Raw genomic sequence first — 20,938 nt, forward strand, 5'->3', positions numbered from 1 at the left:
CGATGATTCACTCCTATAAATCACTTCTATACTTTGCGCGTGAAAGACCTGAACCTCCTCTATACCTTCGAGGCCATCTGGCGCGACCGCTCCGTGACCGGCGCGGCCGAGAGCCTTGGCCTGACCCAGGCCGCGGTGAGCGCGTCACTGAAGCGCCTGCGCGAGGAGTACGAGGACAAGCTGTTCACGCCGGTTGGCCGCAAGATGGAGCCGACACCGCTGGCATCGGACCTGGCGCCGATGCTGCTGGATGTGCTGTCCATGGTCCGCAAGACGCAGGTGGAGCGGCGGCGCTTCGAGCCGGCCACGGCGAAGCGGATGTTCACCGTGCGCACCCGCGACATCGGCGAAGCGGTGTCCTTTCCGCCGATCATGGCGGCCCTTGCGCAGTGCGCGCCGGGCATCCGGCTGCGAACGGTCTTTCGAACGATCCCGGAAACCGTCAGCGGTCTGGCGGCCGGACAGATCGACTTCGCGTTGGGATTCCTGCCGTCGCTCGAAGCGGGAATCCACCGTCGCCTGATCCACACCCAGCACTACGTGTGCGTCATGCGCGCGGGACATCCGCTCGCCGACAAGAAGATGACCTTGGAGCGCTTCAGCGAAAGCGAACATCTGCTGGTGGAGTACTCCGGCAGCGGCCATATCCAACTGGAACGGGCGCTGATCGACGCGGGTGCGCGAAACCGCATCAAGATACGGCTGCCGCAGTATCTGGCGGCGCCTCACTTTGTCGTGAGTTCCGATCTCCTGTGGTCGGCGCCGGCGGTCCTTGCCGAGACGCTGGCCAAGCACTACCCGCTGATCATCAAGCCGCTTCCCCTCGATCTGCCCAGCTTCGAGATCTTCCTGTATTGGCACGACCGTTACCACCAGGATCCCGCGAACAAGTGGATGCGCGACTTCGTCGTGCAGCAGCTGGCTCCTACCTGACTTCATCGACCTGCTCGGCGGCGCAGGGGGCACTCCCGCCATTGCGGCTCAACGAGCCTCAAGACGGGCAGCGTTCGCCTGCGGATTCACTCCATGCATCGCAGTTGTGAGAGTCGCCATTCGGCTCGCTCCACAAATTGCGTTTATACGAATGAATCATCGATTCAGTATGGTTTGGTCGGTCGCTAAAACGCAGAATCCAGCCACATCAACAAGGAGACTGAGTGAGTGCATCGGCCCGCGCCGGCCGCACGATCTCTCCAGACTGGCCATGATCATCGAACAACGCACCTATGAACTGAAGCCCGGTTCGCTGCCTGAATTTCTCGCGGGCTACGAGGCCGAAGGACTCCCGCTGCAGCAGCAGGCGCTGGGCCGCCTCATCGGGTACTTCGTCGCCGAAGTCGGCGAGCTGAACCGCATCGTGCAGCTGTGGGGCTTCGACTCTTACGAAGACCGCGTGTCGCGGCGCGCCGCACTCTCGGCCAATCCGCAGTGGCGCAGCTTTCTCGGAAAGACAGCGGCCCTGGTGGTGCGGCAGCGCAGCGAATTGCTGACCCCGGCGAGCTTCTCGCCGATCCGCTAGGAGACCCCCATGATCCGCTCGTTGCTGCAAGTGGGCATGACCGTTCCGGAACTCGAGGTCGGTCGTGCCTTCTACGAACTCTTCGGCCTTGAGACGCGGGTCTCGGGTGACGACCTGCTCTTCCATTGCGAAGGAAGTGCCCAGGAGCTGTTGCGCCTGATGCCCGGCGCCCGCAAGAAGTTGAGCTACGTCTCGCTCGGCACCAATGCGGCCGGCATGGACGCGCTGATGGCCAATCTCGAACGCCATGGCGTGGCCTTGGCCGATAACCCTTTCGGGCCGATGGAGGGCATCTGGTTTCGCGACCCGCATGGCGACTGGCTCAACGTGCAGGTGGCCGAGCCGCAGCCATCGAGCGCGCAGGCGCCGGCCGAGATCAATGCGCCCGGCCGCTACCGCCGCATCGGCACGCGCGCATGCGATCCCTCCTCGCAACAGAAAAGGGCCAGACCGCGGCGCATGGGCCACCTCATCAAGTTCTCCCCCGACGTGGACATATCGGTCGCGTTCTATACCGAGGTCCTGGGCATGAAGGTGTCCGACCGCGCAGGCGACGTTCTGGCCTTCCTGCGCGGCAGCGCGGGAGGCGACCACCACATCGTGGCCTTTGCCCACAGCACACACACCGGTCTGCACCACCTCAGCTTCGAGGTCGGAGACATCGACGAGATCGAGATCGGCGCACAGACCTTGCTGCGTGCGGGCTACAAGGACGGCTTCGGGCTGGGGCGGCACGTGGGCGGCTCGAACTACTTCCACTACATCCGCGATCCGTGGAACAGCCTGGCCGAGTACTTCTGGGACATCGACGTCATTCCCGAGGACGACAGCGAATGGGAAGCCTTGAACGTCACGCCGCAAGAGCTGACCGCGGTGTGGGCGGCGACACCGCCGCCGCCGGAGTTCCCTTTGAACTTTGAAGAGCGCGAGTGATGGCCACGCAAGACCAGCGCGCGCATGAGCTGCTGCGCGCCATGCTCAACAAGCCTCTCTACGCGGCGCTGCGCAAGCCGGGCGACCTTGGGCGCATGCCGCAATTGCTGGAGGCACACCTGCACTGGATGATCGCCGCGGAACGCCGCGGCGAGCTGTTCGCCTCCGGACCTTTCACGGACGACACGAGCGCGCCCGGCTCGCTCGGCGGCCTGTCGATCGTGCGCGCCGCGTCGGCCTCGCATGCGAAGGACATCCTGTCGTGCGACCCCTTCGTGAAAGAGGGCGTGGTGACGATCGACGTGAAGAAATGGCTGTTGATGGAGGGCGGCTTTTCCGTCGCCGTGCGGCTGTCGGACCAGTCCGCCCGCCTTCTCTAGCGCCGCCCCCCCAAAAGCCCACCTGAGGAGACATCATGAAAAAGACCATCAAGCACAACGCTCTCGCCCTCTGCATCGCCTTGCTGGCCTCGGCAGCCCATGCCGACGTGAAAGTCGGCTTCCTCGCCACGCTGAGCGGCCCTTCGGCCGATGTCGGGCGCGACCAGCTCGACGGCTTCAACCTCGCGCTCGAGCAACTGGGCGGCAAGCTCGGCGGCACCACCGCCACCCTCTTCAAGGAAGACGATCAGCAGAAGCCCGAGGTTGCGCTTGGCGCCCTTTCGAAGCTGCTCGAGAAAGAGAAGGTCGACGTGGTCACGGGCCTGACCTTCGCCAACATCATGATGGCGCTTCAAAACAAGATCGCATCGACGGACGTGCCGTTCCTTGGGTCGGTCGCCGGCGTGTCGGCTGCGGCAGGCGCGCAATGCAAGCCGAACCTTTTCGTGACCTCGTGGCAAAGCGATGTGCCCGCGGAGGCCATGGGAAAGTACCTGACGGACAAGGGCGTCAAGCGCATCAGCGTGATGACGCCGAACTTTGTCGGCGGCAAGGACAAGATCGCCGGGCTCAAGCGCTTCTACAAGGGCGAGATCGTCGACGAGCTCTACACGCCCCTGAACCAGCTGGATTTTTCCGCCGAGCTCACACGCCTCGGCGCAGCCCGGCCGGAGGCGGTCTTCGCCTTCTATCCGGGCGGGCTCGGCGTGACCTTCGTGCGGCAGTACCAGCAGGCCGGCCTGCTCGGCAAGATCCCGCTCTATACGACCAACACCGTCGAGGGCACCTCGATGACTGCCATGGGCAGCGCCGCCGTGGGCGTCATTACCGCCGACGCCTGGTCGCCCGGCAACCCCGGGGCCGAGTCCCGCCAGTTCGTCGCAGCCTTCGAGAAGAAGTACGCACGCATGCCCTCCGCCTATGCCGCCTTCAGCTACGACGCCGCAATGGCGCTCGACGCCGCCCTTGCAAAGCTCAAGGGCGATGCCTCCAACCGCAAGGCGCTGACAAAGGCCATTGCCACGACGCCGTTCAAGTCCGTGCGCGGTGCGTTCCGCTTCGGCGCCAACAACTTCCCGGTCCAGAACTATCACGTGTTCGAAGTCGCCAAGGGCGCGGCGGGCAAGCCTGAATTCCGCTTGCTGGCGGAAAACGTTCTGCAGTCGCATGCGGACGCCTATGCATCGCAGTGCATAGCCAAGTGATTCTCTGAAGCTCGCCGGCGCTTCAGCGCCGGCAGTTTCCCTCCACTCTCCCTCTCTCTTTCACACCGCAATCGATGCGAGGCATCGGTGTGGATGGCGCTCGCCTTTTTTTCCCAATAACACCTGGAGACAACCATGAAAAGACAGATCTCGAAGAAGAAATCGATCGCAGCCGCCGCAGCCTGCATGCTTGCCGCAAGCGCCTGGGCACAGTCGCCCAGCGTCAGCGGTCCCGCCACGGCGCCCGACCAGGATGCGCGGCGCGTCGAATCGGAGGCGCAATCGCGTGCGCGGGCCGCATCGGCTTCCAGCGTCTCGCTCTACGGGCTGATCGACACCGGTGTCGAGTACATCAGCAATGTCGGCCCCGGCAGCAACCGCCTGATCCGCATGCCGTCGCTGACCGGCAGCCTGCCGTCCCGCTGGGGCGTGCGCGGCGTCGAGGATCTCGGCGACGGACTGCGCGGCGTCTTCATGCTTGAATCGGGCTTCGGACCGGACACCGGCACATTGAATCAGGGAGGCCGCAGCTTCGGGCGGCAAGCCTTCGTGGGCCTTTCCGGCGGCTGGGGCACTGTGACGCTGGGCCGCCAGTACACGATGCTGTTCTGGTCGCTGCTGGACGCTGACGTGCTCGGGCCCAACGTCTACGGCAGCGGCTCGCTCGACGCCTACATTCCGAACGCGCGCGCCGACAACGCCATCGTCTACCGGGGTACGTTCGGCGGCTTCACGATGGGCGCCTCCTACAGCCTTGGACGCGACGTGGTGAATGCAGGACCGAGTCCGGCGGGAACCAACTGCGCTGGCGAAAGTGCCGCCGACAGCAAGGCTTGCCGCGAGTGGTCCGTGCTGCTTAAGTACGACGCCGCAAGGTGGGGCACGGCTCTTGCCGTCGACGAGATCCGCGGCGGCCCCGGTGCCTTTGCAGGATTGACAAGCAGCGCGCTCAAGGACCGGCGCATTTCGGCGAACGGGTATGTGAAACTGGGCGAGGGACAACTCTCCGCGGGCCTGATCCGGCGAGACAACGATGGCAGCCCCCTCACCCCCCGAAGCGATCTCTGGTATGTAGGCGGAAGCTACCCCGTGCTGCCGGCCTTGACCCTCGACGCACAAGTCTTCCGGCTCGCCTTCAAGAACAGCAGGAACAGCGCAACCCTGGCCGCCATTCGCGGAACCTACCACCTGTCCAAGCGCACCGCTCTGTACGCGACGGTCGGGCACATCTCCAACGACGGCAACCTTGCCTTGTCCGTGAGCTCGGGCGCGGCGGGGAGCAACCCCGTTGCGGGCGGCTCCCAGATGGGCGCCATGCTGGGCATGCGGCATTCGTTCTGAAGAGCGACATTCATTCTCTCGCCGACATGCTGCTCAAGCACTCCCCGATGATTGCATGCAGCGCGTTCACGTTCCGGTTGCCGATCAATCGATGCACCCTGGCCTGTGCGGCGGTCCAGTGGGGCAGCCCCTCGGCGCACTTCCGGCGGCCGGAAGCGGTGATGCGCACGCTGCGCGTGCGTCCGTCGACGCCGGGTCCAAGCTCCAGCCAGCCAGTCGAGACCAGGGGCTTGAGATTGCGGGTCAGCGTGGAGGGCGAGAGCGACATCGCCTCGGCCAGGTCGCACGGGCGCACCGGCCCCTGTGCCAGCACTTCCGCCAGCAGCCAGTATTGCGTGGTCCTGAGGCCGGCCTTGCCGAGTTCCGCGTCGTAGTGCTGCCTGACGAGGCGGGCGAGTTGATGCGCCTGGGTGTCGGTGCAGGCCGAGCGCTGGAGACTGCTGCCCCCCACTGCGTGCGCCGCCTCAGTTGATGGCGATTGCACCGGCGCTCGTGCAGGAGTGGCGCGCCGGGGCAGCATCGGCCGCGGCTGTCAGGAGGCCTTGGACGGTTTGGCGGGGGCCTCGTCCAGCGCATGCGTCTGGTCGATGAAGCGGCGGCTGGAAGCCAGAATTTCCTTGCGGGTGCGCTCCGACTCGACCGCCCGAGACAGCACCAGCGCACCGACGCACTGGGCAATCAGCGCCCATGCAGCATCCGGGTCGCCGATGCGGGAGCTCCAGCTTTTCTGCAGGCGCTTCAGGCCCTCCTCGACCGCCGCTCGCACTTCAGGCCCCGCCCTTGCGATCTCGGGTCCTAGCGCCGGCAAGACGCAGCCGGTTTCGGGGTGCAGCGCGTGATACGAACTCAGGTAGCTGCGCAGCCGCTTGGCGACGTGGTCGGGCGGTGAGTCGCGGTCGCCGGCCAGCATGTCGGTGCTGTTCGATATCTCATGTTCGAGGAGCTCGGCGAACAGCGCTTCCTTGGACGGGAAATGTCCATAGAAGGCGCCCCCGGTGAGGCCAATGCTGGCCATCAATTCATCGACGCCGGTGGTTCCGAAGCCGCCCTTCTTGGCGATGGCGCGGGCATTCGCGAGCAGCTTCTTGCGGGTTTCCTCTTTGTGGGTGGTCGGATAGCGCATGAATGGGCCCTCTGCAAATCGTTAGGTACCCCATCATAGCATGCCGATCGTTTGGTAAACGATCGTGTTTTATCAGAGCCGCCAGTCGCTTGACCGAGGGTTTGTCCCTGCGCCAAACCCGCTCCGGCGTGTTGACGCTGGCCGTGTTGCAAACCTATAGTTCACCATCGTTTACCAAACGATCGTTATTTAAAGACCAAAGCCCAAGACCGGATGATGTGATGACGCAACTGACCCAGCTGATCGTGCAAGGCATCTCCAGCGGTGCCATCTACGGGCTCGTCGCGCTCGGCCTCGTACTCAGCTACAAGGCGACCGAGGTTCTCAACTTCGCCCAAGGCGACGTGGTGATGCTTTCCGCGTTCCTCGGCTGGGGCCTGGTCGTCGCGGCCGGCCTTCCCTTCTGGCTCAGCTTCGTCGTCGTGCTGTGCATCTCGGCCGCGTTCTGCTTTCTGCTGGAAGCGAAGATCATGCGCAGGATCGTCGGCCGCCCCCAGTTCTCGGGCGTCATGCTCACCATCGGCATCGGCTTCATGATCCGCGGCGGCGTCAGCATGTTCTTCGGGCCCGAGTCGCGCAGCTATCCCACGCCATGGACGGGGCAATCCATGCAGCTTGGCGGCAGCGTGGTGGCCGAACTCAACCTGGTGATCGTCGGCGCCGCCATGGGCGTGACGGCGCTCCTGTACTACTTCCTGCGCCGCACCACGCTCGGTATTGCGATCCACGCGACGTCGCAGAACCAGCTCGCCGCCTATCTCTGCGGCGTGCGCGTGAAGCGGCTCAACTCGCTGGTGTGGGCCATCTCCGGCGCCATCGCCGCGCTGTGCGGACTGCTGCTCGCACCCATCACGCTGGTCGACCTGGGCTTGTGGTTCGTCATGCTCAAGGCGCTGGCGGCCCTGGTTCTCGGCGGCTTCGGCAGTGCACCGGGGGCCGTGATCGGCGGGCTCCTGATCGGCCTTATCGAACAGTTCGCCGGTGTCTACCTGCCCGACGGCGTGAAGGACGTGGCGCCCTACCTGGTGCTCATCGCGGTTCTCATCCTGTATCCGCGCGGGATTCTGGGCGAAAGCCACGGCCGGAGGGTCTGACACCATGGCACGCTACGAAACCGGATTCGAAGACGGCCGGCGGCTGCTGCGCGGCAAGCCCGAGCGGCTCGCGTATGGCTTGCTCGCGGTGGCCCTCATTGCTGCGCCGTGGGTGCTGCCGGCCTATCACATCGGCGAGGCGACGTTCATCCTCATCATGTGCGTGGCCAGCCTCGGCCTCATGATGCTCACAGGTTTCACCGGGCAGGTGTCGCTCGGACAGTCGGCGTTCGTCGGCATCGGCGCCTACATCCACACCATCCTCCTGACCCAGGGCGTGCCGCTGCCGGTGTCGCTGCTCCTGACCACGGCGGGCGCGGCGCTTGGCGGCTTGCTCGTGGGCATGCCGGCAATCCGCGTGTCGGGGCTGCACCTGGCCATGGTCACCATGGCGTTCGCCATAGTCTGCGAGCACGTGCTCGGCCGGTGGAAGAGCGTCACCGGAGGCCACAGCGGAATGGCGGTGCCGGACCCGACCCTCTTCGGGCTCAGTCTCGGCGGTCCGCGCGCCTTCTACTTCCTTTGCCTGGTGGTGCTGGCGGTGGTCCTGCTCCTGCTGGTCAACCTGATGCGGTCCGCCACCGGCCGTGCCTTCATCGGCATCCGCGACTCCGAAGCCGCCGCGCAAGGCCTGGGCATCGACGTCGCGCGCACCAAGGTGCTTGCCTTCAGCCTTTCGGCGGCGTGCTCGGGCCTGGCCGGTGCATTGCTCTCGCACCAGATGCAGCACATCACGCCGGAAGCCTTCGGTCTGGCGCTGTCGCTGCAGCTGGTGCTGATGGTGTTCATCGGCGGACTGGGGAGCCTGCGGGGCGCGATCCTCGGCGCGATCCTGATCGGCCTCTTGCCCTCGTTCATCTCCTCGCTGAAGGAGGCGCTGCCTGCCAGGCTCGGCGCGCAGTTCGGGCTGGAGCTTTTCGTCTACGGCGCCGTGCTGACCTTCTTCGTCCTGCTCGAACCGGGTGGCCTCAACGCCCGCTGGGTTCGTATCCGCAAGGTGCTGGCCGAATTCCCGTGGGTGCGCAAGAGCAGCGTTCACCAGACCAAGGTCTACATGAAATCGGAGCGTTACCGATGAGCGCCGTACGGCCGCCCGAAGGCGCGAATTCCCCCCCGGGGGGCAGTGCAGTACACGAAGTGACAAGCGTGGGGGCCCTAATGAGCGCCGCACGGCCGCCCGAAGGGGCGAAGGCCCCCTTGGGGGGCAGCGCAGTACACGAAGTGACAAGCGTGGGGGATTTATTGAACGCCGCATTCTTCGAGGTCGAGCGGCTGAGCCTGTCCTTCGGCGGCGTCAAGGCCGTGCGCGACGTGAGCTTCTCGATTCGTGCAGGAGAGATCCTCGCGGTGATCGGGCCGAACGGCGCGGGCAAGACATCGCTCTTGAACCTCATCACACGCGTGTTCGACGCCAGCAGCGGCAGCATCCGCTTCAACGGGCACGAGATCTCGCGCCTCGCGCGGCACGACGTGGTCCGCCAGGGTATCGCGCGCACGTTCCAGAACATCGAGCTGTTCGAAGGCGCGACGGTGCTGGAGAACCTGCTGCTCGGCCGCCACCGTGCGAACCACGGCAACTTCTTCTCGCAGATGTTCAATCTTCCCTCCGTGCAGCGCGCGGAAGCCCACACGCGCGAACGCGTCGAAGACGTCGTGCGTCTGCTGGACCTCGCCGCGTTCCGGCATCGGCCGGTGGCGGAACTGCCCTATGGCGTGCGCAAGGTCGTCGAACTCGGTCGCGCGCTGGCCGCGGAGCCCCAGTTGCTGCTGCTCGACGAACCCGCCTCCGGGCTCAACCCCGAGGAGACGCGCAGGCTCGCGTACTGGCTGGAAGACATCCAGTCCGAACTGGGCGTCACCGTGGTCATGGTGGAGCACGACATGTCGCTGGTGGCCGCCGTGGCCAATCGCGTGGTGGTGATGGAACAGGGACAGGTCCTGACCGAGGGCACGCCGGCGCAGGTACAGGCCGACCCGCGCGTGATCGCCGCCTATCTGGGGACCTGATCTCATGACTTCGCTTTTGTCCGTCCGCAATCTCGAGACATGGTATGGCCCTGTGCGTGCGCTGCACGGCGTGAGCCTCGAAGTGCATGCCGCGCAGATCGTCACGGTGCTTGGCGCCAACGGCGCCGGCAAGACGACGCTGCTCAACACCATTGCCGGCGTGCTCGCGCCTTCCAACGGAACCGTCGAGTTCGAGGGCCGGCCCGTCGGCGGCAAGGACGCTGACGACGTGGCCCGGGGCGGCGTGGTGCTGGTGCCCGAAGGCCGCCAGATTTTCCCCTTCCTCACCATCGCGGAGAACCTGCGCATGGGCGCGTTCGCACGCAAGGACGCGGAGATCGCGCGCGACATGGAGCAGATGTACGACTGGTTCCCGCGCCTGCGCGAACGCCAGCGGCAGCAGGCGGGCCTGCTTTCGGGCGGCGAGCAGCAGATGCTGGCGATCAGCCGCGCGCTGATGGGGCGGCCTCGCCTGCTCCTGCTCGACGAGCCGTCGCTGGGCCTCTCGCCGCTGTTCACCAAGGACATCTTCGCCATCATCAAGCGCATCCGCGAGCAGACCAGGACCGCGGTGCTGGTGGTCGAGCAGAACGCGGCAATCGCGCTGGCCACCGCCGACCACGGCTACGTCATCGAGCTGGGGCGCGTGGCCGCCGCCGGCAGCTGCGAGGCCCTCTCGCAGCGCGAAGACATCAAGGAGTTTTACCTCGGTGGCGCTTCGCACCACCTGCCGCAAGGCGTCGCTGGCGGAATCCGGCCGGCACGGCGACGCCCTTCCTGGAACTGAGAAAAGGACCTTGCCATGACACTCGATCGCCGAACCCTCCTGAAGACAAGCCTCGCCGCCGTGGCACCCGGCGCCCTGTGGACCGCAACATCCGCGCGCGCCGCGGGTGTGGGCGACAAGGAACTCGTGCTGGGCACGCACCTGGACCTTTCCGGACCGGTGGCAATCGGCATGCCCGTGATCCGCAACGGCATCCAGATGCGCGTCGACGAGGCCAACGAGGCCGGCGGCATCAGTGGCCGCAAGATCCGGCTGGTCATCGAAGACAACGCGAGCCAGCCGTCTCAGGCGGTGCGCGCCGTGGACAAGCTGATCCGCAAGGACGAGGTCTTCGCCCTGCTCTGCCCCTTCGGCTCGGGGCCGAACGTGGCCACGGTCAAGAAGGCGGTGGATGCCGGCGTGGTCTGCTTCGCGCCTTATGCGGCCTCGGGCCTGGTGCGCCAGGCGGCCGGGCAGACGCCGCTGCTTTTCACGACCAACCTGAACTACGACAGCACGACCTCGTCCGCCGTCAAGTGGGCCACCGGCAACCTGGGCAGCAAGAAGGTCGGCTTCGTCTACCAGGAAGGCCCCTTCGGCGACCTGGTCGGCAAGGGCGTGAAGGCGGCGCTCGCAGCCAAGGGCATGCCGCTCGCGGCCGAAGCCAGCTACAAGGTCGGCGATCTCGATTTCTCCTCGCACGTCGCACGCATGCAGGCCGCGGGCGTGGACCTCATCGTCTGCGCAACCACCACGCGCGAGACCATCGCAGTGGCGGCCGAAGTGAAGAAGCTGGGGCTGACCGGTGTCAACGTTCTCACAGCCAGCCCGGGCCGCGCCGGCCTCACCGTCGCCCTCGGCAAGGATGCGATGGAAGGCGTATACGGCGTCGGCACCTGGCGCATCGCGACGCCCGACCAGGCCACCCCCGCCGAGAAATCATGGGCCGAGGCCTACCGCAAGCGTTTCAAGGCCGAGCCCGACGACGTGGCCGCTGCCTTCTACGACTACACCAGCTGGTTCCTGCAGGAGGTGCGCAATGCGGGCCGCGACCTGACGACCGACAAGCTGGTCAAGGCGCTGCAGGCGTCCACCTTCAAGGGCGTGGCGTCGTACGACACGCAGCGCTTCGCCAACAATCACGTGGACCCCGAATGGACCCGCGTTGAGCAGGTCATGCAGGGCCGCTGGACCGCACGGTCCAGCGTGGTCGACCCGGCCAAGAGCGCCTTGTGATCCACCTGTCGGCATCCCTGGCCGCGGACGAGGCCCGCCTCGCGACGCTGCCGCAGTTGTGGCGGCGCCGTTGCGCGGAATGGGGCGACCGGCCCGCGCTCCGGCACAAGGAGCGCGGCATCTGGCAAGGCCTGTCCTGGAGCGGCTACTTCAGCGAAGCGCGCGCCATCGGGCTCGCGATGGCCGAGTCTGGGCTGCACGCCGGCGAAGTGGTCTCGGTCCTTTCGGACAATCGGCCTCGGTGGCTGATCGTCGACACGGCCGCGCAGGCCATGGGCTATGTGTCTCACGGCATGTACCCGTGCAGCACGACCGCGCAGGTCGGGCATGCGCTCGCCGAAGCCGGGTCGCGGGTGGTGTTCGTGGAGAACGCCGATCAGTTGGTGAAGGTGCTCGCGGTCCGCGACACCTGTCCCGATCTGCGCCACATCGTCGTGCTCGAGACACGCGGGCTCTCGCGCTTCACGGACCCGCAAGTCAGTTCCTACGACGAATGGCTCGCGCGCGGCGCGCAAGCCGCGGCCAAGGAACCCGCGCTGTTCGACAGCCGCATCGACGCAGGCACCGGGGATCAGATTGCATTCCTCACGGCCACGGCCGGCAGCACCGGCCCGGCGCGGCTGATCGCGCGTCATCAGCATGACTTCTTGCGGGAAGTGCGAGCGATGAGCCACTGGCTGCAGCTGCGCCCGGGCGATCGGACCTTGTCGATCATGTCGCTCGCGCACTATGGCGAACGCATGTTGGCCCAGAAGGCCATGCTCATGCACGAAGCCCTGCTCCATTTGCCGGAGAACGGCGCCACGGTGTTCAACGACATGAGCGAGGTCGAGCCCCACTTCCTGTTCGCAGCCCCGCGCTTCTTCGAGAAGCTGCAAGGAACGACCGAGCTGTTCATGCAGGAGGCCGTGCCTGCTGCCCGAACCGCGTACGCCTCGTGCCTTTCGGCGAACCGGCCCGGCTGGCTGCAGCGCAGGACGCGAGCGCGCATACGCTCCGCGCTGGGTTTGCGGAACGTTCGGGTCGCCCTCGCGAGCGGCGCCTCCAGCCCCGCGCAGGTGGCCGACTGGTTCGACGCCATCGGCATTCCCCTGCTCGATTGCTACGGCATGGCCGAGGCCGGCTTCTGCAGGATCGCTCCCGCCGGCCGCTCGATGGAAGCTGCATCCGCGCCAATCGAAACGGGCACTCAGCTGAAGCTGGCGCCCGATGGCGAAGTGCTGGTGCGCGGCGCGATCCCGCGCCCAGGCTACTGGGTTCGGGGAACACTGAGCCCTGCCGCGACCCTTGCGGACGGCTGGCTGCGCACCGGCGACCTCGGACGTGTCGACGAGCACGGCCGCGTGCACCTGCTCGGCCGCGTGCGCGCGCAGACCATCGGCATGCGGGGCGAATCCATCAGCCCGGAAATTGCGGAAGATGCATTCCGGCTCAGTGCCTACATCGCCGATGCCATCGTCGTGCCGGCGGAAGGCGGACATTCGGCGGCGCTCCTCGCCCTGGACGAGGAGCGGATCCGGAAGCATGCGCAGCAGCAGCGCCTGCCCTTCACCGATTACGCCAGCCTGCTCGGCCTGCCCGAGATCACGGCGCTCATCGCGGCGCAAGTGGAAATTGCCAACGGGCGTCTGCCCGAGAACCAGCGCGTGCGCACCATTCGGGTCATCCCACGCTCGCTGCATCAAGGCGACGAAGAACTCACGCCCGCGCTGCGCCTGAATCGCCGCGTGGTGGCGAGCCGCTACGCCAACCTGTTTACCGAACCCCTTGGAGTTTGATCATGAGAGAAGCCGTCATCGTTTCCACCGCCCGCACGGGCATCGGCCGCGCCTTTCGCGGCGCGTTGAACAACATCAAGTCTCCCACCTTGATGGGCCACGCGATCCAGCACGCGGTGCAGCGGGCGGGCATCAATCCTGAAGAGGTGGAGGACGTGGTCGTCGGCAGCGCGATGGCCGCCGGCACCGCGGGCATGAACATCGGACGTCTTGCGGCGCTTGCGGCGGGACTGCCGCAGTCGGTGCCGGGCCAGACGATGGACCGGCAGTGCGCGTCCGGCCTGATGGCCATCGCAACGGCGGCCAAGCAGATCATCGTCGATGGCATGGAGGTGACCGTGGGCGGTGGCCAGGAGAACATCTCCGCCGTGCAGAATCCTTTCGTCAAATGGGTGGGCGAAGAGGCCGACCCGCTTCTCATTGCGCGCGTGCAGCACGCCTACATCCCGATGCTGCACACGGCCGAGATCGTGGCGAAGAAGTACGGCATCTCGCGGGAGGCCCAGGACGCGTATTCCGCGGAAGCGCAACGCCGCACCGCCCTGGCGCAGGAGCGCCATCTGTTCGATGACGAGATCGTGCCGATCACCGCGCGCATGGCCGTGGCCGACAAGCAGACGGGCGCGATCAGCTACCGCGACGTGACGCTGGACCGCGATGAAGGCAATCGCCCCGACACCACGCTCGAAGGCCTTGCCAGCCTCAAGCCGGTCATCGAAGGCGGCGTCATCACCGCCGGCAATTCGAGCCAGCTCTCGGATGGCGCATCGGCCTGCGTGTTGGTGGAGCGCGCGGTTGCCGAGCGGCGCGGGCTCAAAGCGCTGGGCACGTACCGCGGCATCGCGGTGGCCGGCCTCGCGCCGGAAGAAATGGGCATCGGCCCTGTCCTGGCCGTGCCCAAGCTGCTGAAGACCCACGGCCTCAAGGTGAGCGACATCGGCCTGTGGGAATTGAACGAGGCCTTTGCCTGCCAGGTGCTGTACTCGCGCGACCGCCTGGGCATCGATCCCGAAAAGCTGAACGTCAACGGCGGCGGCATCACGATCGGACACCCCTACGGCATGACCGGCTCGCGGCTGGTGGGACATGCGCTCATCGAAGGCAAGCGGCGCGGCGCGCGCTTCGTGGTCGTGACGATGTGCATCGGCGGCGGCATGGGTGCCGCGGGCCTGTTCGAAGTGGCCTGAGGCAAGGAACATCACCATGACCTATCAAGCCCCCATGCGGGACATTCAATTCGTACTGCACGAAGTGCTCCAGGTGCCGGCCATGCTGGAGGCCTGCGGCCAGCCGGAGCTCGACGCCGAGACCATCGACCAAGTGCTCACGGCTGCCGGCCAGTTCGCATCCGAGGTGATCGCGCCGCTCAACGGGTCCGGCGACGAGCACGGGTGCAGCATGCCCTCGCCCGGCGTGGTGCAGACCCCGCCCGGTTTCAGGAAGGCGTACGACGAGTTCACGAAGAACGGCTGGGCCGGCCTCGCCTGCAGCCCCGAGTTCGGCGGCCAGGGCTTTCCTTCGGTCGTGGCCAACGCGGTCTACGAAGTCTTCGGCGGCGCGAACATGGCGTGGTCGTCCTATCCCGGTATGTCGCATGCCACCTACGTGAACGTGGCGGCCAACGGATCGGAGGAGCAGAAGGCACTCTACCTGCCGAAGATCGCCTCGGGCGAGTGGGCCGGCACCATGTGCCTGACCGAGCCGAACGCCGGCACCGACCTGGGCCTGATGCGCACCCGCGCCGTGGCGCAGGCTGACGGCAGCTACAGCATCACCGGCAGCAAGATCTTCATCTCGGGCGGCGAGCAGGACCTGACCGACAACATCATGCACCTGGTGCTGGCGCGCATGCCAGACGCGCCGCCCGGCGTGAAGGGCATTTCTCTGTTCATCGTTCCCAAATTCCTGCCCGATGCGAGCGGCACGGCCGGGGTACGCAATGCGGTGGTCTGCGGCTCCATCGAGCACAAGCTGGGCATCCACGGCAACTCGACCTGCACCATCAATTTCGACGGCGCGACCGGCTGGCTACTCGGTGCGCCCAACAAGGGGCTGGCGGGCATGTTCGTGCAGATGAACCACATGCGCGTGCTGGTCGGCATGATCGCCATCGGCCTGATGGAAGCGGCCTATCAGAAAGCCTTGGCCTATGCGAAGGAGCGCCTGCAGGGCCGCTCCAGCGGCGTGCGATCGTCCGGCGAAGCAGCCGATCCGATCATCGGGCATGCCGACGTGCGCCGCATGCTGCTCACGCAGAAGGCGAACATCGAGGGGGCGCGCGCATTGGCGCTGTGGACCGCGCAGCTGAGCGATCTTCAGCGTCTTCATCCCGACGCGGCCAAGCGCAACGAGACGGCCGAACTGCTGGGCCTTCTGACCCCGCTCGTGAAAGCGCTGTCGAGCGACCTTGCGGTGGAGTGCACTCTGCTCGCCATGCAGGTGTTCGGCGGACACGGCTACATCCGCGAGAACGGCGTCGAGCAGCACCTTCGCGACGTGCGCATCGTGGGGCTCTACGAGGGCACGAACGGCGTGCAGGCCATGGACCTGCTCGGTCGCAAGGTGCTGGCCGACCAGGGCCGGCAGATGGGCACCTTCCTGGACATGGCCGGCGCATTCGCCGAGACCTGCGGTCCGCGCGAGGCGATGCGCGAGTTCACGGAGCCGCTCACCAAACTGGTCGCCGACATCAGGCAGCTCACCCGCGAACTGGTGGACACGTCGGCGCAAGACCCGCACGCCGCAGGCGCGGCCGCTGCGCCTTATCTGCGCCTCGTCGGGCACCTGGCGCTTGCGTGGAGCTGGGCGCGGATGGCCGAGGTGGCGTTCAAGAACATTGAGTCCACCGATCCGATCTATGCCTCGAAGATCGCCACGGCCCGCTTCTACTTCCAGCGGCTGCTGCCGCAGACGGCGGCGCTGTGCGGTGAGATCCGGGCGGGATCGTCCGCATTGATGGAACCGGCCATCGATCTTTTCTGACCACTCTTGTCGATCGCCCGGCATGTACCACCTGAGCCGCTTCGCAGTTGCCACGCCCGACAAGGTGGCGGTGCACTTTCTCGAATCCGGCGAGGCATTCAGCTTCTTGCAACTGGAACGCGGGGCGAACCGGGCGGCCAACGCCCTGCTGTCGCTCGGCCTGAAGCGGAACGACTGCATCGTGCTGTGCATCGAGAACGCGCCGGCGTTGCTCTTTCTCGCACTTGGCGCCCAGCGCACCGGGCTGTACTACGTGCTTGCCTCGACGCGGCTGTCGGCCGCGGATCTGGAGTACATCGTCAAGGACTCGATGGCGTCGGTCGCCATCCTGTCGTCCGGCTGCATGAGCGCCGAAACGGCTTCGTCGCTGGACCTGGGGGGCGCACGACGCGTCGGCACCGGCTTTGCGGATACGGCCTTCGAATCCTGGGAGATGCGTTTCCTGGCGGCGTCGAGCGAGCTGCCGCCGGTGCTCGCGCCAGGACGCGAGATGCTGTATTCGTCGGGCACGACCGGCCGGCCCAAGGGTGTGCGCAAGCCGCCCTTCGAGGGCGACTTCGATGCGGTCGACAACCGCAACGCCGCGGTGGCGCGATCGTTCGCGCTCGACGCCTCGTCGGTCTACCTGTCCACCTCGCCGCTCTATCACAGCGCGCCCAACCGGTTCCTCTCGGCGGCCATCCATGCGGGCGCCACCAGCATCGTGATGGCGAAGTTCGATGCCGAGCGCGCGCTCGCCGCCATCACGCATTTCGGATGCACCCATTCGCTCTGGGTGCCGACCATGTTCCACCGCCTGCTGCGGCTGGATGCGAACGTACGCAGCCGCCACAGCACGGCCTCCATGGCGCAGGCGGTTCACGGCGCGGCGCCCTGCCCGGTGCACGTCAAGCAGGCGATGATCGACTGGTGGGGTCCGATCCTTCAGGAGTACTACTCGGGCACCGAGGGCATCGGCTCCACGGCCATCACGTCGCGCGAATGGCTCCAGCACAAGGGCTCGGTCGGTCGCGCGACCGACGGCATCCTGCACATCCTGGACGACGCGGGCCATGAGTTGCCTGCGGGCGAAACCGGGCAGGTCTACTTCGAAAGCGATGCCCAATTCGAGTACTGGAACGACCCCGCCAAGACCCGCGCGGCGACGAGTCCGCAGGGCTGGCGCTCCTTCGGTGACATCGGCCGTCTCGATGATGAAGGCTACCTCTACCTGACCGACCGCAAGGACTTCGTCATCATCTCGGGCGGCGTCAACATCTACCCGCAAGAGATCGAGGACGTGCTGCTGCAGGACCCTCGCGTTGCGGATGCCGCAGTCTTCGGGGTGCCGAACGAGGAATACGGCGAGGAAATCAAAGCCGTCATCCAGCCGTCGCACCCGGACTTCGCCAGCCCGGCGATCGCCGATGCGCTGAAGGCCCGCTGCCTCGCGCAGCTCGGGTCGATCAAGGTGCCCAGGAGCATCGATTTCGAATTCGAATTTCCTCGCCACGCGACCGGCAAGCTCTACAAGAAATTGCTGCGCGACCGTTATCTAACCAAGGAGAGTCCACCATGAGCAAAGAGATCGTCATCTGTTCCCCTGCGCGAAGCGCGATCGCCAGTTTCGGCGGGTCGCTGAAGACAACGCCCACCGCCGCGCTGGGCGCGCACGCGATTGCCGCGGTGCTGCGCCGTTCCGGCTTGGACCCGGCGCGCGTTGATTCCGTGGTGATGGGCAACGTCGTGCAGGCGGGCAACGGCATGAACGTGGCCAGGCAGGCCGCGGTCCAGGGTGGCCTTCCCGTGGCGGCGCCCGCCATGACCGTGAACCGAGTCTGCGGCTCCGGCGCACAGGGCGTCGCGACTGCGTACGCGGAAGTGCTCGCCGGGGTTTCGCAAATGGTGATTGCCGGCGGCGTGGAGAACATGGACCGCGCGCCGTTCCTCTTGCCAGGCATGCGCTTCGGCGCGCGGATGGGCAATGCCGAGGCCATGGATTCCCTGCTGCTCGACGGGTTGAACGACGCCTTCTCCGGCAAGCATTCCGGCTGGCACACCGAAGACCTGGTGCAGAAATACGGCGTGACGCGCGAAGCGCAGGATGCGTTCGCGGCCCAGAGCCAGCAGCGGTTTGCCGCCGCGCAAGAGGCCGGCTGGTTCAAGGACGAGATCGAGCCGCTGACGATCAAGGGCGGCAAGGCATCTGCGGTCTTCGCCGCTGACGAAGGAAATCGTCCCGACACCACCGCCGAGACGCTGGCGCGCCTGAAGCCGGCGTTCCGTCCGGACGGCACCATCACCGCCGGCAATGCCCCGGGCATCAACGGCGGGGCCGCCGCGATGATCGTTTGCGAGGCCTCAGTCGCGCGCGAAGCCGGCCTCACGCCGATGCTCGCCATTCGCAGCGTCGCGGTGGCCGGGGTCGAGCCGGGCTTCTTCGGATTGGGGCCGCTGCCCGCGATCCGCCAGGCGCTCGGCCGTGCCGAATGGAACGTGCAGGAGGTCGACCGCTTCGAGGTCAACGAAGCCTTCGCGGCCATTGCGATCGTCGTGCGCGACGAGCTGAAGATCGATCCCTCGCGATACAACATCGACGGCGGCGCAATCGCGCACGGCCATCCCATCGGCGCAACGGGTGCGATTCTGATCACGAAGGTGGCCCATGCGCTCCAGCGGACCGGCGGCCGCAAGGCCGTGGTGTCGCTGTGCATCGGCGGAGGACAGGGCATTGCCCTGTGTCTCGAACGGGTCTAGCAGCGGGTCGCCTCTTCGAGAAGCCGGCTCACTCTGCGGAGTGAGCCGGCGGATGCCCAAAGGCTAAGCCAGAGCAGGCTCGAGGAACCCTGAGAGCCGCCGTGTGATCAGCTGCTCTGCCTCATCCATGATGCGGTCCATCAGTTCCTGCACCGTCGGAATGTCGTTGATCAGGCCGACCACCATGCCGCAGCTCCAGGCGCCCGCATCCATCTCGCCCTGCAGCATCACGCGAGGGTAGACGCCCGCGACCTGGTCGATGATGTCGTCGAACTTGAGATCGGCGCCTTTTTCCTTCTCGATCCGGATCAGTTGCTCGACCGATGAGTTGGTCAGCACGCGCTCGGTGTTGCGCAGGCCGCGCATCACGAGCCGCGTGTCGAGCTCGGTGGCCGCCACGATGGCGTCCTTCACGTTCTGGTGAACCGGCGCTTCCTGCGTCGCCACGAAGCGCGTGCCCATGTTCATGCCGTCCGCGCCCAGCGCCAGGGCCGCCACCAGGCTGCGCGCGTCGGCCATGCCGCCGGAGGCCACGAACGGAATCTTCAGCTCCTCGGCGGCCCGGGGCAGCAGGATCATGTTGGGCATGTCGTCCTCGCCCGGATGCCCGCCGCACTCGAAACCGTCGACGCTCACGGCGTCGCAGCCGATCGCTTCGGCCTTCAGCGCATGGCGCACCGAGGTGCACTTGTGGATCACCTTGATGCCGGCCTTCTTGAGCGCGGGCATGTAGGCCTCGGGACTGCGCCCCGCCGTTTCGACGATGCGAACGCCGCCTTCGACGATGGCCGCGATGTACTCGGGGTATGGCGGCGAAGACAAGGTCGGCAGGAACGTGAGGTTCACGCCAAAGGGCTCGTCCGTCATGTCCCGGCAGCGCGCGATTTCCTTGGCCAGCAGTTCGGGCGTCCTTTGGGTCAGGCCCGTGATGAGCCCGAGGCCGCCGGCATTGGAGACGGCCGCGGCCAGCTCCGCAAAGCCGACGTAGTGCATGCCACCCTGGATGATCGGGTGGCGGATGCCGAAGAGTTCAGTGATGCGTGTTTTCATGTGTCTTCTTTCACCAGGTTTCCATGTAGGGGCGCAGGTCCATCTCGAAGGTCCAGGCGTCACGAGGCTGGGTATGCAGGTACCAGTAGTTTTCCGCGATGTGCTCGGGGTTCAGGATGCCGCCCTGTTCCTTGAGCGCGTAGCGTTCCGGGAATTGCGTGCGGATGAAGTCCGTGTCGATGGCGCCATCGACCACGATGTGCGCCACGTGGATGCCGCGCGGGCCGAGTTCGCGCGCCATGCTCTGGGCCAGTGCGCGAAGGGAATGCTTGGCACCGGCAAAGGCCGCGAAATTCGCCGAGCCGCGGATGCCTGCCGTCGCGCCGGTGAAGAGAATCGTCCCGCGTCCCCTCGCGACCATCCTGCGCGCGACCTCGCGCGCATTCAGGAAGGCGCTGAAGGCGGCCATCTCCCAGATCTTCATGTACTTGCGCCCCGTTTCCTCCAGGATGCTGCTGGGTACGTTGGCGCCGATGTTGAAGACCATCACCTCGATCGGGCCGCGCTCCTTCTCGATCTGGTCGATCAGGGCGACGACGTCGTCCTCCTTGCGTGCATCGCTGCCGTAACCGAATGCCTGGCCGCCGGCCGCGCGGATGCGCTCGACCGCCGGCTCCAGCTTGTCGGCCGAGCGCCGTGTCAGGCAAGCGACATAGCCCTCGCGGGCGAAGCGCGCGCCAATGGCGCTCCCGGTGGCGTCGCCAGCGCCGACGACGAGAGCCACACCGCGGGGGTTGGTTGATGGGTCCATGCGTTCTCCTTTAAAAAACGTCCGTTAAGTCATCACA

At 66.3% G+C, this 20,938-nt stretch carries 20 protein-coding genes; 16 read left to right on the top strand and 4 right to left on the bottom strand.

Translation table 11 applies throughout. From position 1 onward, the window contains the following. Window positions 1-39 precede the first annotated feature (39 nt). From J2X92_RS02370 to J2X92_RS02395, 6 genes are all read left to right on the top strand, one after another. Window positions 40-933, top strand: a complete 894-nt coding sequence (locus J2X92_RS02370; protein ID WP_307573063.1) for a LysR family transcriptional regulator — start codon at window positions 40-42, stop codon at window positions 931-933. Between the two features lie 271 nt (window positions 934-1,204). Then, window positions 1,205-1,519: an NIPSNAP family protein gene (locus J2X92_RS02375; RefSeq protein WP_055795441.1), complete on the top strand. Its 315-nt coding sequence runs from the start codon at window positions 1,205-1,207 to the stop codon at window positions 1,517-1,519. 9 nt (window positions 1,520-1,528) lie between these two features. Further along, a complete protein-coding gene (locus J2X92_RS02380) occupies window positions 1,529-2,452 on the top strand; it encodes a VOC family protein (RefSeq protein ID WP_307573064.1) in 924 nt (307 codons plus the stop codon). Continuing rightward, the gene (locus J2X92_RS02385) at window positions 2,452-2,832 is read left to right on the top strand and encodes a YciI family protein (protein WP_307573066.1); all 381 of its coding nucleotides are present in this window, start codon (window positions 2,452-2,454) and stop codon (window positions 2,830-2,832) included. Before J2X92_RS02380 ends, J2X92_RS02385 begins: the two co-directional genes overlap by 1 nt. A gap of 35 nt (window positions 2,833-2,867) precedes the next feature. Further along, the gene (locus J2X92_RS02390; RefSeq protein WP_307573068.1) at window positions 2,868-4,037 is read left to right on the top strand and encodes an ABC transporter substrate-binding protein; all 1,170 of its coding nucleotides are present in this window, start codon (window positions 2,868-2,870) and stop codon (window positions 4,035-4,037) included. A gap of 135 nt (window positions 4,038-4,172) precedes the next feature. Further along, complete coding sequence (locus tag J2X92_RS02395; RefSeq protein ID WP_307573069.1) at window positions 4,173-5,378, top strand: porin; 1,206 nt, start codon at window positions 4,173-4,175, stop codon at window positions 5,376-5,378. 10 nt (window positions 5,379-5,388) lie between these two features. Here J2X92_RS02395 and J2X92_RS02400 read toward each other — a convergent pair whose 3' ends face one another. Then, the gene (locus J2X92_RS02400) at window positions 5,389-5,829 is read right to left on the bottom strand and encodes a MarR family winged helix-turn-helix transcriptional regulator (RefSeq protein WP_307573071.1); all 441 of its coding nucleotides are present in this window, start codon (window positions 5,827-5,829) and stop codon (window positions 5,389-5,391) included. Between the two features lie 81 nt (window positions 5,830-5,910). After that, entirely contained in the window at window positions 5,911-6,501 is a 591-nt protein-coding gene (locus tag J2X92_RS02405) for a TetR/AcrR family transcriptional regulator (protein WP_055795431.1), read from the bottom strand. Between the two features lie 221 nt (window positions 6,502-6,722). On the opposite strand from J2X92_RS02405, the gene J2X92_RS02410 reads away from it, so the two are divergent. The 10 genes from J2X92_RS02410 to J2X92_RS02455 all read left to right on the top strand — a co-directional run bounded on the left by J2X92_RS02410 (window position 6,723) and on the right by J2X92_RS02455 (window position 19,100). Next, complete coding sequence (locus J2X92_RS02410; RefSeq protein WP_307573074.1) at window positions 6,723-7,595, top strand: branched-chain amino acid ABC transporter permease; 873 nt, start codon at window positions 6,723-6,725, stop codon at window positions 7,593-7,595. Window positions 7,596-7,599: 4 nt separating this feature from the next. Further along, a complete protein-coding gene (locus J2X92_RS02415) occupies window positions 7,600-8,673 on the top strand; it encodes a branched-chain amino acid ABC transporter permease (RefSeq protein WP_307573075.1) in 1,074 nt (357 codons plus the stop codon). Between the two features lie 164 nt (window positions 8,674-8,837). Beyond that, window positions 8,838-9,602 (top strand): ABC transporter ATP-binding protein, encoded by a 765-nt coding sequence (locus tag J2X92_RS02420; protein ID WP_307573076.1) that lies wholly within the window; start codon window positions 8,838-8,840, stop codon window positions 9,600-9,602. 4 nt (window positions 9,603-9,606) lie between these two features. Further along, on the top strand, window positions 9,607-10,389 hold the full coding sequence (locus J2X92_RS02425) for an ABC transporter ATP-binding protein (RefSeq protein WP_307573078.1): 783 nt from the start codon (window positions 9,607-9,609) through the stop codon (window positions 10,387-10,389). 15 nt (window positions 10,390-10,404) lie between these two features. Continuing rightward, entirely contained in the window at window positions 10,405-11,604 is a 1,200-nt protein-coding gene (locus J2X92_RS02430) for an ABC transporter substrate-binding protein (RefSeq protein ID WP_307573079.1), read from the top strand. After that, on the top strand, window positions 11,601-13,382 hold the full coding sequence (locus J2X92_RS02435) for an AMP-dependent synthetase/ligase (protein WP_307573081.1): 1,782 nt from the start codon (window positions 11,601-11,603) through the stop codon (window positions 13,380-13,382). The genes J2X92_RS02430 and J2X92_RS02435 overlap by 4 nt, the downstream gene beginning before the upstream one ends. 2 nt (window positions 13,383-13,384) lie before the next feature. Next, on the top strand, window positions 13,385-14,569 hold the full coding sequence (locus tag J2X92_RS02440) for an acetyl-CoA C-acyltransferase (protein WP_307573083.1): 1,185 nt from the start codon (window positions 13,385-13,387) through the stop codon (window positions 14,567-14,569). A gap of 16 nt (window positions 14,570-14,585) precedes the next feature. Further along, window positions 14,586-16,364 (top strand): acyl-CoA dehydrogenase C-terminal domain-containing protein, encoded by a 1,779-nt coding sequence (locus tag J2X92_RS02445; RefSeq protein ID WP_307573084.1) that lies wholly within the window; start codon window positions 14,586-14,588, stop codon window positions 16,362-16,364. A 22-nt stretch (window positions 16,365-16,386) separates the two neighbouring features. Further along, complete coding sequence (locus J2X92_RS02450; RefSeq protein ID WP_307573086.1) at window positions 16,387-17,922, top strand: AMP-binding protein; 1,536 nt, start codon at window positions 16,387-16,389, stop codon at window positions 17,920-17,922. Continuing rightward, window positions 17,919-19,100, top strand: coding sequence for a thiolase family protein (locus J2X92_RS02455; RefSeq protein ID WP_307573088.1), 1,182 nt, complete (start codon window positions 17,919-17,921; stop codon window positions 19,098-19,100). Before J2X92_RS02450 ends, J2X92_RS02455 begins: the two co-directional genes overlap by 4 nt. Before the next feature lie 63 nt (window positions 19,101-19,163). Here the strand turns inward: J2X92_RS02455 and J2X92_RS02460 are convergent, their stop codons facing one another. Both J2X92_RS02460 and J2X92_RS02465 read right to left on the bottom strand, forming a co-directional pair. Beyond that, complete coding sequence (locus tag J2X92_RS02460) at window positions 19,164-20,150, bottom strand: NAD(P)H-dependent flavin oxidoreductase (protein WP_307573090.1); 987 nt, start codon at window positions 20,148-20,150, stop codon at window positions 19,164-19,166. A gap of 10 nt (window positions 20,151-20,160) precedes the next feature. Then, window positions 20,161-20,901, bottom strand: coding sequence for an SDR family oxidoreductase (locus tag J2X92_RS02465; RefSeq protein WP_055795399.1), 741 nt, complete (start codon window positions 20,899-20,901; stop codon window positions 20,161-20,163). Window positions 20,902-20,938 lie beyond the last annotated feature (37 nt).

It is taken from the genome of Variovorax paradoxus (assembly GCF_030811855.1).
Taxonomy (GTDB): Bacteria; Pseudomonadota; Gammaproteobacteria; order Burkholderiales; family Burkholderiaceae_C; genus Variovorax; species Variovorax paradoxus_L.

What these genes read in the sequence shown, in the direction of transcription:
- J2X92_RS02375 (WP_055795441.1), top strand. Translation starts at nt 1,205, where the DNA reads ATGATCATCGAACAACGCACCTATGAACTGAAGCCCGGTTCGCTGCCT.
- J2X92_RS02380 (WP_307573064.1), top strand. Translation starts at nt 1,529, where the DNA reads ATGATCCGCTCGTTGCTGCAAGTGGGCATGACCGTTCCGGAACTCGAG.
- J2X92_RS02385 (WP_307573066.1), top strand. Translation starts at nt 2,452, where the DNA reads ATGGCCACGCAAGACCAGCGCGCGCATGAGCTGCTGCGCGCCATGCTC.
- J2X92_RS02390 (WP_307573068.1), top strand. Translation starts at nt 2,868, where the DNA reads ATGAAAAAGACCATCAAGCACAACGCTCTCGCCCTCTGCATCGCCTTG.
- J2X92_RS02395 (WP_307573069.1), top strand. Translation starts at nt 4,173, where the DNA reads ATGAAAAGACAGATCTCGAAGAAGAAATCGATCGCAGCCGCCGCAGCC.
- J2X92_RS02405 (WP_055795431.1), bottom strand. Translation starts at nt 6,501, where the DNA reads ATGCGCTATCCGACCACCCACAAAGAGGAAACCCGCAAGAAGCTGCTC.
- J2X92_RS02410 (WP_307573074.1), top strand. Translation starts at nt 6,723, where the DNA reads ATGACGCAACTGACCCAGCTGATCGTGCAAGGCATCTCCAGCGGTGCC.
- J2X92_RS02415 (WP_307573075.1), top strand. Translation starts at nt 7,600, where the DNA reads ATGGCACGCTACGAAACCGGATTCGAAGACGGCCGGCGGCTGCTGCGC.
- J2X92_RS02425 (WP_307573078.1), top strand. Translation starts at nt 9,607, where the DNA reads ATGACTTCGCTTTTGTCCGTCCGCAATCTCGAGACATGGTATGGCCCT.
- J2X92_RS02430 (WP_307573079.1), top strand. Translation starts at nt 10,405, where the DNA reads ATGACACTCGATCGCCGAACCCTCCTGAAGACAAGCCTCGCCGCCGTG.
- J2X92_RS02440 (WP_307573083.1), top strand. Translation starts at nt 13,385, where the DNA reads ATGAGAGAAGCCGTCATCGTTTCCACCGCCCGCACGGGCATCGGCCGC.
- J2X92_RS02445 (WP_307573084.1), top strand. Translation starts at nt 14,586, where the DNA reads ATGACCTATCAAGCCCCCATGCGGGACATTCAATTCGTACTGCACGAA.
- J2X92_RS02450 (WP_307573086.1), top strand. Translation starts at nt 16,387, where the DNA reads ATGTACCACCTGAGCCGCTTCGCAGTTGCCACGCCCGACAAGGTGGCG.
- J2X92_RS02455 (WP_307573088.1), top strand. Translation starts at nt 17,919, where the DNA reads ATGAGCAAAGAGATCGTCATCTGTTCCCCTGCGCGAAGCGCGATCGCC.
- J2X92_RS02460 (WP_307573090.1), bottom strand. Translation starts at nt 20,150, where the DNA reads ATGAAAACACGCATCACTGAACTCTTCGGCATCCGCCACCCGATCATC.
- J2X92_RS02465 (WP_055795399.1), bottom strand. Translation starts at nt 20,901, where the DNA reads ATGGACCCATCAACCAACCCCCGCGGTGTGGCTCTCGTCGTCGGCGCT.